This is a genomic window from Chryseobacterium gleum (assembly GCF_900636535.1).
In the GTDB taxonomy this organism is placed as follows: Bacteria; Bacteroidota; Bacteroidia; order Flavobacteriales; family Weeksellaceae; genus Chryseobacterium; species Chryseobacterium gleum.
Genome location: NZ_LR134289.1, coordinates 669,050 through 680,964, shown reverse-complemented (window position 1 = coordinate 680,964; position 11,915 = coordinate 669,050). Strand labels below are relative to the sequence as shown.

The window sequence follows — 11,915 nt, the reverse complement described above, 5'->3', positions numbered from 1 at the left end:
CATCTTAAATAAAAATGGATAATATAAAATTTGCGCCTTTTCGAGATTCTAAAATTTATAAAATCAAATAAAAACCTGTCTTTTTGATCTTATTCATGACCTAATATTCTAAGTTAATTTTCTTGATAAGTTAAAATAATCATCGTAACTTAGAGTATAGCTTTACAGAAGTTTAAATAAATGTAAATAATGGAAAAATTATTCTTGGTCCGTCACGGACAGTCACTCTGGAACCTTGAAAACAGGTTTACAGGCTGGAAAGACATCGATATAACAGAAGCCGGTATTGAAGAGGCAAAAAAAGCAGGACTTGCTTTAAAAGGAGAAAGAATAGATATCGCTTTCACTTCGGCCCTCATCAGGGCACAGCATACACTCTCCATCATTCTGAATGAAATAGGAAATCCCAATATCCCGGTTATAAAAGATAAAGCTCTGAACGAACGTTCTTACGGAAATCTTGAAGGGTTGAACAAAGCAGAAACGGCACTTAAGTATGGTGATGAACAGGTTCATATCTGGCGCAGATCATATGATGTGGTACCTCCGGGTGGCGAAAGCCTTAAAGATACATACAACAGGGTAATTCCTTATTTTGAAAGCCAGATAAGGCCGTTATTAAAAAAGGGCGAAAATGTACTGATCGTTGCACATGGAAATAGTCTTCGTGCTCTCATCATGTATCTGGAACACCTTTCTCCTGAAGAAATTCTGGAAAGAGAAATTGCTACGGGCTTTCCTCTGACGTATGTTTTTGATGAAAAGTTTCACGTAAGCCGCAAAGTAAGCTGATTCGGTTAATAAAGCTTACCTTTGAACATTAAATCAATTCATACAGCGTGTTTATAGCTACCAAAAGCATTTCTATTCAGAACGAAATTTTTATCCTAACCAATCAGCGTGCAGTATTCTGGGAAAAAGAAAAGGCACTTGTTCTTTCTGATCTTCACATCGGGAAAACTGCTCATTTCCGCAAAAATGGTATTGCACTGGCTAACCATATTATGAAAAGCGACCTGGAAAGATTATCTGCACTGATTGAGTTTTTTCAGCCTGAAAAATTTGTTGTGGTCGGGGATTTACTCCACGCAGGAGACAATTCTGATGTAGATGAGTTCTGCATATGGAAATCACAATATCCTGAAATACAATTCTATCTTATTGAAGGAAATCATGATCGCTTATCAAAAGCTCTGGAAGAAAAACTATGTTTCAATCATAAGTCTGAGCTGCTCGAGATAGGAGATATTACTTTTATTCACGATTTTGATACAACAAGAACAGGATTTCAGATTACAGGACATATCCATCCCGGAATTGTACTGAATTCTGCTATTAAAAATATCAGGCTTCCCTGCTTTGCGCTCAGCAGCGACCAATTATTACTGCCGGCTTTTAGTGAATTCACCGGATTGGATACCAAAAACCTGCCTAAGAAAAGTACCTTTTTTGTCTTCACGGATGCGGAGATTTATGAAATCTGATCTATCTCTGACCATAGATCCGTGCCAAGATTTTAAGTCTTAGCACGGATATACATCAGATAAAACTATTCCTGAAATCTTAACCTTTCTTGCTCAAACGGATACTGTACAGTGTGATCAGTACGGTAATCACCAGAAATAATGCACCAATCCATGGTGTGCTTGCTAATCCTAAAGATGACGTCACAATAATTCCTCCTGCATAAGATCCGATGGCAATACCAATATTAAATGCTGCAATATTGATTCCTGAAGCGACATCTTCTGTTCCGGGAAGTTCCTTTTCTGCAATCTGTACTACCAACAGCTGCAATCCGGGAACAGAAGCAAATGATAATGCTCCCAGAAGGAAAAGTGTAATGATACTTAAAACAGGACTGCTTACCGTAAAGTAAAACGCAAATAATACCAATCCCTGAGCAGCAAACATCCATAAAAGTGCCTTAAGAGGATTTTTATTGGCCACTTTCCCGCCCAGAAGATTCCCCAGGGCAATAGCAATTCCGTAGATCAGCAGGATGAACGTAACTGTTGATTCCTGAAACCCTGTGATTTTCTGTAAAATGGGTGACAGATAAGTAAAAACTACGAATGTTCCTCCATATCCCATTGCTGTCATTAGAAAGGCAAAAATCAAACGCCTGTTCCCCAATACTTTAAACTGACTTCTTAAAGAAGCTGATTTCCCGTTTTTCAGGGTGTTGGGAACCAGCAATAAACTGGCCGCTAACCCAATGATTCCAAGAATTGAAACTCCTATAAAAGTTGCTCTCCATCCGAAATGCTGTCCTATGAATGTACCCAGCGGAACTCCTGTAACAATTGCCAGTGTGAGCCCGGCAAACATAATGGAAATAGCAGTAGCCCTCTTTTCTTCAGGTACCAGAGAAGCTGCGATGGTAGAGCCTATGGAAAAATAAACCCCATGAGCAAACCCTGTAAGTATTCTTGCCAGCACTAAAGTTATAAATCCGGGCGCTATAGAAGCCAATCCGTTTCCGATAACAAATAGCAGCATGATAGAAACTAATAGCATCTTGCGTGGAATTTTTCCTGTTAATGCCGTTAATATCGGAGCTCCTATCGCTACACCTATCGCATAAAGGCTTACCAATAATCCTGCTGAAGGAATGCTGATTCCAAGATCAGAAGCTACTGTAGGAAGCAATCCGACAATTACAAATTCAGTGGTTCCTATTCCGAAAGCACTTATCGTTAATGCCCAAAGTGCTGCAGGCAAACCTTTTTTAATAGTTTGTGATGCTTTGACCTGTATTTCTTTTTGATAATTCATTGTCTTGTATTTTGTTGATATTGACGAGACAAATTTCCGGTGAATAATTGTATTATAAAAATTATTTAAATTGTAATTAATTATCAGAATAATGATAGTTTTATTTTACACTTAAAATTTGTTCCTTTGCAGAATAATCAGAAGTTTTAATGAAAAAATCAGAAGCAACCCGCCTTACGATTCTCCAGAAAGCGTTCGAATTGATCTATGTAAAGGGTTTTCAGACCACAAGCATTGATGAAATTATCGCAACGACTCAGGTGACCAAAGGGGCTTTTTATTATCATTTTAAAACAAAAGATGAAATGGGTCTTGCTATTATTACCGATCTGATGAAACCTAATTTCAAAAAAACTTTTATTGATTCTCTTCAGAACAGCAAGAACCCTTTGGACAGCATCTATGATATCATGTATCATCTCCTTATGGAAAATGATTTTCTGAAAGTTGAATATGGCTGTCCCACGTCCAATTTCATACAGCAAATGGCGCCCTGGCATACTGCTTTCACACAGGCTTTGCACGATCTTTCAAAAGAATGGGAATTGGCTCTTGCTGAAAGTATTGAAAAAGGGAAAGAATCTGGTATCATTAAAAAAGAAGTCAGTGCAAAGGAAGTCAGTGTTTTTGTTATTTCAGGCTATTGGGGCGTTAGAAATCTTGGTAAACTTGAAAATTCAAAAGAAGTATATCTCACTTATTTAAAAGGACTTAAATCATATTTTAAGACCCTTCAATAATTTTTTTGCTCAAAAACATACTAGTTAGTATGTTTTTATTATACCTTTGCTGTGTTCAAAAAAATAAACGATGTATCAGACCCTTACCTTTTTACATTCCCAAACCCGATGGCTGGTTTTACTTAGTCTGATTTATGCAATTTTCCGTGCTTTTAGAGGTTATTTTTCAGACCGCAAATTTACAGGAGCTGACAATTCAGTAAGACATTGGACCGCTACCATTGCTCACGTCCAGCTGATTCTAGGAATGGTATTCTATCTTAAAAGTCCGGTAATACAATATTTCTGGAAAAATTTCAACGTAGCAAAAGAATCTTTTCAACATCTGTTTTTCGGGATGATTCATATTTCATTGATGATTGCAGCCATTATGATCATCACAATAGGCTCCGCACTGACCAAGAGAAGGCTTACTGACCAAGAAAAGTTCAAAACCATGGGAATCTGGTTCTCCATTGCACTGATCATTATTTTTATTGCAGTCCCGTGGCCTTTTTCCCCATTTGCAAACAGACCTTATTTCAGATAGATTATGATAAACTTATTGAAAACAAAAATCGGCCGGTTAAGAATTCTGGCAATTCTGGAAGGCATTTCATTACTGAGCCTGGTATGCATTGCCGTTCCTGTCAAATACTGGATGGGAAACCCTTTACTTGTGCGGTTATTAGGGCCCGTTCACGGAACATTATTCCTGCTCTTTCTTTTCAATACGCTGAGTGTTGGTGTAGAACAGAACTGGAAATTCAGAGAAATAACATGGAAGGTAATTCTTGCCTGTTTCATACCGTTTGGAACATTTTATATTGACAAAAAAATTCTGAGCAAGCTATGAAGAGCCTTATCATCATCTGTGGAATAGGCTTTATGCTGTATGTCGTATACAGAGTTTACAGGTTTCAGACTTTAGATGACGGTCTTCCTCAACTGCTCAGGAAAGGAGCTGTTATCTTGGATGTAAGAACTGAAAAGGAATATGAAACGGGACATATCGAAGGTTCTGTCAATATTTCACTGGGAACCATCAGAGAACGTTATGTAGAATTAGATCCGAAAAAGACATATATCACGGTTTGTTCTCACGGACTGAGAAGTGTGAAAGCTGAAAATATACTGAAAGAAAGAGGCTTTAAACATGTTTATAATGGAGGAGCGTGGAGTGATCTCCAGAAAATCATCAGCAAGTAAAATCATTTAATCCCTCTGTGATTTTCAGAGGGATTGAATTTTTAAACTGTTTTATCATCCAGCCATACTACTTTCTGATCAGATAAATGCTCCTGCCCTATTATTTCTCTGTATAATTCAGGCCTTCGGGCCTTAATGTATCGATATCCTCCTGCCTGGGTAAGCTTTTGGGGAGTGATCACTGCGGATTCAAAACTGTCTTCCCACGAACGGCATTCTGCAATCACATCTCCGAATGGGTCTATAATCATAGAGCATCCATTTTTCAGCTGGTCATCATCCATTCCTACAGGGTTTGAAAAAACTATATATATCCCATTATCATAAGCTCTTGCCGGCAGCCATTTCATCAACCAGTCTCTACCCTTCATCCCATCGAATTCAAGGCGTAAAGAAGTAGGATCTGCTTCTCTGTTTTCCCAGAGCTGAGAATCTACAAAACCGGCTCCTGGTCTTGTAGAAGGAGTACACATTGTTACATGAGGCATAAAGATAATTTCTGCTCCGAGCAACCTTGTAGCCCTTACGTTTTCAATAATATTGTTGTCATAGCAGATGAGAATACCACATTTCCAACCCATGATATCAAATACACAATATTCATTACCAGGTGTAAGATGAGGATTAATAAAAGGATGCAGTTTTCTGTATTTAGCCTTCAGCCCGGTTTTATCAACACATACATAGGCTTTAAAAAGATGATCATGTTCATCCTTCTCAAATAATCCAACCAATATAGTAATGTTATTCTGAGCTGCAATCTGCTGTAATTTCCGGATACTTTCACCTTCAGGAATACGTTCTGCAATGTTCAGAAGCTCTTCTCTGGAAAGCTTTCGGGCAAAGGTATAACCTGTGACGGAGCATTCATGAAATGCAATAACATTAGATCCTTGAGCAGAAGCCTGCCGAGCCAGTTTTTCGATGACAGAGAGATTGTATGCTTTATCTCCACTTTTGTTTTCAAATTGTGCGGTTGAAATTTTAATATTCATTGTTTTTTTAAGCAAAGCTAGACGCTGTCACTTTTAAAAAATTGTATAAAACCGACATGCTTTTTACAGCTCAATGAAATTAACTGCCATTTTATTTTCTGTGTTCAGATATTGCTTTGGCGTAAGCCCGGTATTGTTTTTAAACTCTCTGATAAGATGCGACTGATCAGAATATCCTGCTTCGTATGAAAATGTTGCCATATTTTTATGATCAGCACTTCTGTTTATCAGACTTAAAAAATAATGCAGCCGGATAATATTGCTGTATTTTTTGGGAGACATTCCCATATGAAATTCAAATTTCCTTTCCAGATGGCGTTCAGAATATCCGGTGAATTTTTCCAGATCTCCGGATGTTACCAAACCTTTGTTCTGAAGAATATATTGTTGCGAAGCAGCAATAATTTGATGATCTTTATGCATGCTCTCAGACAGAAAATGAGTAAAAAACAAATTCAGATCATTGATAATATGCAAAGGGCTTATTTTGTTAAAAAGTTGTTCCTGAAAAGTTTGCAGTTTATTCTTCAACACATCTTCCACAGAAACAGTCTGATTAGAAATCTCTCTGGCAGATGTATTTAAAATAATATTCAAAAAATAAGGTTGAAATACAACAGCAATAAGGGAAAATTTATCTTTTGAAGAAAAATCTTTATATCCGTTTAAAACTCCGTAAAAAAAAGAAAGCGGCATCTTATCTCCGGAAATACCGGAATACAGATTCATATCGCCTGATAAAATAAGCCCGGAGCTGCCATCAGTAAACAGCCTTAGACTTCTGATTGTCTTCTCAGAATTTTCTAAGAAAATATAATGCCTGATAAAAGCAGCCAAATGTTTAGGAGGTGAAATCTGCATATACCAAATGTACATAAAACTTGCCGGCAGAAAAACTGTTTTTGCCATTCAAATTTCTTACAAGGGCTGATAAGATAAAAGTTATCGTTTTTAAACTTCCAATAAATATCTTATGATTTTGAAAGAAATCAATCACAGGTACCACATTTTGTTTCTTTTTGGTCAGGTATTTGAAAGACTTAAGCAAATTATTCATCATTTTGATGTATAAACCTCTTTTAATTAACATTAATCACTTAAAATATTTAATATGTCAACAGAAAATCTTACCCACCTGGAAGCGATCAAAAAGATTAAGGAATTATCAGAAAGTGCAAGAATATGCATGTTCTGTACAGAACTGGACACTATTCCTGTCAATTCAAGACCCATGACCCTTCAGGAAACAGACGACAGCGGAAATCTCTGGTTTATCAGCAGTGGAACAAGCAATAAGAATTTTGAAATTAAAGAAGACCGCAGAGTACAGCTGTTTTTTATGAATAACAGTGACTCTCAATATCTTTCGGTATATGGAGAAGCTTCAGTTTATAGGGACAAAGCAACCATTGAAGATAAATGGTCTCCTATGGCAAAAGCTTGGTTTGATGGAAAGGATGATCCCAATGTAACCATTATCCGCGTAGAACCTAAAGAAACTTATTATTGGGACACTAAGGCAGGAAAACTCGTAAGTCTTTTTAGTTTTGTAGCAGCTGCAATCACCGGAAAAAAAACTGATAATTCAGACGGTGTAGAAGGAAATGCAACCATTTAAAAAATCTGCATAGCAATAAACTTTTATCACAGATTTTGTTGCAGGAACACAAAAACGGCTCAAGAAATTGAGCCGTTTCTATAAGATGAATGATTCTAATTTTTCACATCTTCCAAAGATGCTCCAAAATTAATATGAAGGACATTGCCGTTCGGAGTTACTAAAGCCGGTACAGACTTTACCCCTGCGTGCTCAGCGTCTTCAATTTTGTTTTTATCATTTCCAAGATGGATGATTTCAACATTTTCCAACCCTATAAGATTAATGATATCATGCTCTGCACTGATGCAGACAGGACATCCTGCATGATAAAAAATGGCTTTTTTCATAAAATTATATTAATTAATAAGTGTTTTAATAATATTTTTTAATTCCTCAGTTTCCTTTTCATCAAGCGGCTTTAAGGGACTTCTTAAATTTCCTCCGTTTTCCCCAAGAATATTCAGTCCGGATTTCACCGCTCTCGGCAAACCTTTGCTGACAATAAATTTTAAAAGGTCAAACTGCTGATAGAAAATTTCTTTTGCTTTTTCAAGATTTCCCTCTTCCACTGCATGGTAAAGACTGATATTCAGTTCCGGAATAAGATTGGGAGCAGCCGTACACCAACCTCTTGCTCCGGCAGAAAATGCAGCCAGCGCCAAAGGATTAGAACCGTTGTAGAACGCAACGTCTTCTCCCAGTTCTCTTCTCAGATAATGCATCCTCTGAACATCTCCTGTACTTTCTTTAATCATCGTTACATTGGGAATTTCAAGCAACCTTTTCAGTAAGGCCGGTGACATATCTACCCCACTTGTTGCCGGATTATTGTAAGCCATAATCGGGATAGAAATTTTACGTGCTACAGCATCATAATGGGAAACAATTTCATCATCTGTGAGTTTCCAGTAGCTCATAGGAATGATCATAACGGCATCTGCTCCTGCTTTTTCGGCAAACTGTGCATGGTGAATTGTCTTTTCTGTTGTAAGATTGGAAACGCCTACCAGCGTTGGAATTCTTCCTTTTACCTGCTGCAAAGTAGCCTCTGTAACTTCTTCTTTTTCTTCATCAGACAGATAGGGCATTACCCCTGTACTTCCTAATGGCGCAATGCCGTGGCTTCCGGAAGTGACCAGTCTTTCTACAAGATGTTTAAAAAGAGGAATATCTACTTTTTCATTATTGTCAAAAGGCGTTATGGGATAGGCGATAATCCCTTTGAATGGAACATTTTTCATGTTTTTTGATTTAAAAATTGAAAATAATTTTAACCTCTCATTTTAAAGGTCTCTGCCTTCCTCTTCTCTTAATGCGACTCCCAAATTCTGCAGCTGAGGAGCATTTTCGCAGGCAATGTATTTGGCAGGTTCTGTATCGCTCAGGTTCTGGTGTTTATGCCAGGCCCATGAAGGAATATATACCGCGTCTCCTGCTTCCCAATATACCCTTTCATCTTCTACTTCTGTCCAGCCTTTTCCTTCAATGACGAATAATACGGTTTCATACGTATGGCGATGTCTGTTGGTTTGCTGGCCTGGAAGAAGTCCGCCGATCGTCATGCTGACATTCTTACTGGGAAGATCTACAAAGAAAACGGGATGCTTTCTTTCTGTTGAAAACTGATTGTGTACACCAGCATTTTCTACATTTTTATGAATCAAATGGCTGGGCTTTACATACTTTGGTCTTGCAAAAGTTTCATGAAAGTCTTTAGAACTGAATTGTTTCTTGTCCATAATTTAAAATTATTAAGGTTTTGTGCTTTATTGCATGACAAAATTATTTTATATTTGGACTGTTTAAATGATTCAGTTTTTACATAAACAGATAGTCCAGATGTTACGACCTTGGAAATTAGAATTAGAAATTGATAAAAAGCTTGATCAACCCGTTTATCTGCAGATTGCCGATACCATTATCAGGGATATCCGTTCAGGAAGACTGAAACCCGGTGATGCTCTTCCCGGGAGCAGAAATCTTGCCCAAACTTTGAAGCTTAACAGGAATACTGTTGTAGAAGCGTATCAGGTTCTGATGAATGAAGAATGGGTGATTTCCAAAGAAAGGAAAGGAATTTTTATATCAGAAAATCTTCCTGCTTTACATGAGAAAAAAACAGGCAGAATACAGGACTCTTTGAATCAGGAGATGATTTCCAACGGAATGCTAATCAATTTTGATGACGGGCATCCGGACAGTAAGATTGCACCTGTAACAGAACTGGCAAGAGCTTACAGACAGATTTTCAGTATCAAAGCCAAGTGGCAGATGATGGGTTATGGAAATGAGTATGGCGATGTTGAATTCCGTAAAATGATTTCCCAGATGCTTAATCATCAGCGTGGAATGCAGATTCATGAAAATGAAATTTCTGTTACCCGAGGCAGCCAGATGGGAATGTTTCTCACAGCTCAGACTCTTTTAAGTCCCGGCGACATTGTTATTGTAGAAGATCCGGGATATCAGCCTGCATGGCATACTTTTGAATATGCCGGTGCCCGACTTTTGCCCGTACCTGTAGATCAGGAAGGAATCAGTATTGAAGCTGTTGAAATGCTTCTGACAGAACATCAGAATATTAAAGCCATTTATATTACGCCTCACAGGCAATATCCTACAACAGTCACTTTAAGCCTTTCCAGAAGATTAAAATTAATTGAGCTTTCCAATCAGTATCATATAACCATCATTGAGGACGATTATGACAACGAGTTTCATTTCGGCTACCGTCCCATCCTTCCTGTTTCAAGTTTTCCGGAGCTTCACAATTATGTTTATATCGGAACACTGAGTAAAGTGGTAGCTCCTGCTTTGAGGATTGGTTACCTGGCCACTAAAAATCAGAAATTACTGAAAAAAATCGGTGATCTGAGAAAAATTATTGATGTGCATGGAGATGTTATCATGGAACAGGCTGTTCTACAGCTGATCAGAGAAGGTGCCGTGAAAAAGCATATCAGAAAAGCAACTGTTCATTATAAGCATAAAAGAGATTTTGTTTATGAGCTGTTAAAAATGCATATGGCAGGTATTGCAGATTTCACACTGCCTGAAGGTGGACTTGCCTTTTGGATTGTTCCTAAAGCTCAATTGGATTGGGATATGGTAACCGTTCTTTTACTGGAAAAGAATATCAAAATAATCCATCCGAAACAATACAGTCAAAATAGGGTCAACGGCTTCAGATTAAGCTACGGAGCCCTTTCTGAAGAGCAGCTGGAACAAAGTATTCCTTTGATTGCTGAAGTTTTTTCGAACTTTTTTTAACTTCAGATTTCACGGATTTACACAAATGTTTGGGTATCAATAAAAATCTTTGATTTTTAAACTTCAGTGAACTTCTCAGCAGGTTATTTTTAACTTAAAATCAACTTAAGTGTTTTTATCTTTTGTGACTTTTGTGGTTTAGTTTTAATAAGAACTACTCCACTTCAAAAATAGCCTGAATTTCCACAGAAGACCCCACAGGAATTGATGATGCTCCCAAAGTTGCCCTGGCATGTTTTCCTTTTTCTCCAAAGATTTCAACCGTTAGGTCAGAAGCCACATTCATAAGCTCTGCGTGTTTTGTATAATCCTCTTTTGTATTGAAAATTCCTGTAAGCTGAACACATTGTTTTACTCTGCTCAAATCTCCTCCTACAGCTTCATTCAATACAGAAATAACGTTCAGCATGGTAACTTTTGTAGCTTCTTTTACCTGCTGTTCATTTACTTCAACACCTAATTTTCCGGGATTGAAGATTTTGCCGTCTTTCAAAGCAACCTGATTTATGAATACCAGATTTCCGGAGCGCACAAAAGGCTGATAATTTCCTGCCGGTTTTGGAACCTGCGGAAGGGTGATATTTTTCTGTTTGAGTATTTCAGCGAAGTTCTGATGATGTTCTGCAACAAGTGCAGCTCTTTTCGGACGGGTATCTTTTAATGCCAGCGCGACCTTTGCAAAGTTTTTTCCTTGTAATTCAGCAATATTCCGCTCACCTTTGGTCGGTCTTTCAACATCTTTTAAAGAAGCCATACTTGTTACTCCCAACACGGTATTTCCCTGTGGAATAGCTTTGTTCAGCTCTTCTGTCCCACGGATGCCATTAGGTACCAATATCATTCCGTGAACGGCAAGACTGTTCCAGAATGCCTGCATGGCTAGCTCTTTTCCGGCACCACTTCCTGCTGACATGAAAACTGAAGCCGGAACACCTTCTAAAGCATGACTGGTCCAAAGCTGGACGGTTTTAGCTAAAAATTCACTCATTCCCGTACTGATATTTCCGAAATAAACGGGCGAACCAAAAACAATCCCGTCATAACCTGTCAGTTCGTCTACAGTTGCCACAGTAAGATTTTTAAGGTTGGGATTTTGTGAAGATTTAACCATTTTGATATAAGGAACTGCATTGTTTTCACTTTCAATTCCTTTAGCGATTTCTTTGGCCAGTTCATACGTCCCGCCATTATCTGAATGGATAAGAACCAATATTTTTGCTTTATTTTGTGCCATAATAATGTTGATATTAGTGAATACAATTAAAATAAGAAAAAGACATCGTTTTTTCATTCTGAACGGATAGGTTATTTTTAATACTATTACTTTATTGACAGTACAAAATT

15 protein-coding genes are annotated in these 11,915 nt (G+C 37.7%); 8 read left to right on the top strand and 7 right to left on the bottom strand.

The genetic code is table 11. From position 1 onward, the window contains the following. Window positions 1-189 precede the first annotated feature (189 nt). Entirely contained in the window at window positions 190-792 is a 603-nt protein-coding gene (locus tag EL165_RS03125; RefSeq protein ID WP_002979554.1) for a 2,3-bisphosphoglycerate-dependent phosphoglycerate mutase, read from the top strand. A gap of 47 nt (window positions 793-839) precedes the next feature. Then, window positions 840-1,484 carry a ligase-associated DNA damage response endonuclease PdeM gene (pdeM, locus tag EL165_RS03120; RefSeq protein WP_002979556.1) on the top strand — a complete coding sequence of 215 codons (645 nt, stop codon included), beginning with the start codon at window positions 840-842 and terminating at the stop codon, window positions 1,482-1,484. 79 nt (window positions 1,485-1,563) lie between these two features. Here pdeM and EL165_RS03115 read toward each other — a convergent pair whose 3' ends face one another. Continuing rightward, the gene (locus tag EL165_RS03115) at window positions 1,564-2,778 is read right to left on the bottom strand and encodes an MFS transporter (protein WP_002979558.1); all 1,215 of its coding nucleotides are present in this window, start codon (window positions 2,776-2,778) and stop codon (window positions 1,564-1,566) included. A 149-nt stretch (window positions 2,779-2,927) separates the two neighbouring features. On the opposite strand from EL165_RS03115, the gene EL165_RS03110 reads away from it, so the two are divergent. The 4 genes from EL165_RS03110 to EL165_RS03095 all read left to right on the top strand — a co-directional run bounded on the left by EL165_RS03110 (window position 2,928) and on the right by EL165_RS03095 (window position 4,706). Continuing rightward, window positions 2,928-3,518, top strand: coding sequence for a TetR/AcrR family transcriptional regulator (locus EL165_RS03110; RefSeq protein ID WP_002979559.1), 591 nt, complete (start codon window positions 2,928-2,930; stop codon window positions 3,516-3,518). Window positions 3,519-3,588: 70 nt separating this feature from the next. After that, window positions 3,589-4,047 carry a hypothetical protein gene (locus EL165_RS03105; protein WP_002979561.1) on the top strand — a complete coding sequence of 153 codons (459 nt, stop codon included), beginning with the start codon at window positions 3,589-3,591 and terminating at the stop codon, window positions 4,045-4,047. 15 nt (window positions 4,048-4,062) lie between these two features. Next, window positions 4,063-4,353 carry a DUF3817 domain-containing protein gene (locus EL165_RS03100; protein ID WP_228370526.1) on the top strand — a complete coding sequence of 97 codons (291 nt, stop codon included), beginning with the start codon at window positions 4,063-4,065 and terminating at the stop codon, window positions 4,351-4,353. Then, the gene (locus EL165_RS03095) at window positions 4,350-4,706 is read left to right on the top strand and encodes a rhodanese-like domain-containing protein (RefSeq protein WP_002979565.1); all 357 of its coding nucleotides are present in this window, start codon (window positions 4,350-4,352) and stop codon (window positions 4,704-4,706) included. Before EL165_RS03100 ends, EL165_RS03095 begins: the two co-directional genes overlap by 4 nt. Window positions 4,707-4,747: 41 nt before the next feature. Here the strand turns inward: EL165_RS03095 and EL165_RS03090 are convergent, their stop codons facing one another. Together EL165_RS03090 and EL165_RS03085 are read right to left on the bottom strand one after the other, a co-directional pair. Beyond that, on the bottom strand, window positions 4,748-5,701 hold the full coding sequence (locus EL165_RS03090; RefSeq protein WP_002979567.1) for a nitrilase family protein: 954 nt from the start codon (window positions 5,699-5,701) through the stop codon (window positions 4,748-4,750). A 63-nt stretch (window positions 5,702-5,764) separates the two neighbouring features. Next, window positions 5,765-6,610: a helix-turn-helix domain-containing protein gene (locus tag EL165_RS03085; protein WP_002979570.1), complete on the bottom strand. Its 846-nt coding sequence runs from the start codon at window positions 6,608-6,610 to the stop codon at window positions 5,765-5,767. Between the two features lie 202 nt (window positions 6,611-6,812). On the opposite strand from EL165_RS03085, the gene EL165_RS03080 reads away from it, so the two are divergent. Next, the gene (locus tag EL165_RS03080) at window positions 6,813-7,319 is read left to right on the top strand and encodes a pyridoxamine 5'-phosphate oxidase family protein (RefSeq protein ID WP_002979573.1); all 507 of its coding nucleotides are present in this window, start codon (window positions 6,813-6,815) and stop codon (window positions 7,317-7,319) included. 95 nt (window positions 7,320-7,414) lie between these two features. Here EL165_RS03080 and EL165_RS03075 read toward each other — a convergent pair whose 3' ends face one another. Genes EL165_RS03075 through EL165_RS03065 form a run of 3 tightly spaced genes read right to left on the bottom strand, consistent with a single transcriptional unit; the run spans window position 7,415 to window position 9,040 of the window. Continuing rightward, a complete protein-coding gene (locus tag EL165_RS03075) occupies window positions 7,415-7,648 on the bottom strand; it encodes a thioredoxin domain-containing protein (RefSeq protein WP_002979574.1) in 234 nt (77 codons plus the stop codon). Between the two features lie 9 nt (window positions 7,649-7,657). Beyond that, window positions 7,658-8,542, bottom strand: a complete 885-nt coding sequence (locus EL165_RS03070) for a dihydrodipicolinate synthase family protein (protein ID WP_002979576.1) — start codon at window positions 8,540-8,542, stop codon at window positions 7,658-7,660. Between the two features lie 42 nt (window positions 8,543-8,584). Continuing rightward, the gene (locus EL165_RS03065; protein WP_002979578.1) at window positions 8,585-9,040 is read right to left on the bottom strand and encodes a cupin domain-containing protein; all 456 of its coding nucleotides are present in this window, start codon (window positions 9,038-9,040) and stop codon (window positions 8,585-8,587) included. A gap of 100 nt (window positions 9,041-9,140) precedes the next feature. On the opposite strand from EL165_RS03065, the gene pdxR reads away from it, so the two are divergent. Continuing rightward, window positions 9,141-10,571: a MocR-like pyridoxine biosynthesis transcription factor PdxR gene (gene pdxR, locus EL165_RS03060; RefSeq protein WP_041461776.1), complete on the top strand. Its 1,431-nt coding sequence runs from the start codon at window positions 9,141-9,143 to the stop codon at window positions 10,569-10,571. Window positions 10,572-10,725: 154 nt separating this feature from the next. Here the strand turns inward: pdxR and EL165_RS03055 are convergent, their stop codons facing one another. After that, window positions 10,726-11,862, bottom strand: coding sequence for an NAD(P)H:quinone oxidoreductase (locus EL165_RS03055; protein WP_002979582.1), 1,137 nt, complete (start codon window positions 11,860-11,862; stop codon window positions 10,726-10,728). Window positions 11,863-11,915 lie beyond the last annotated feature (53 nt).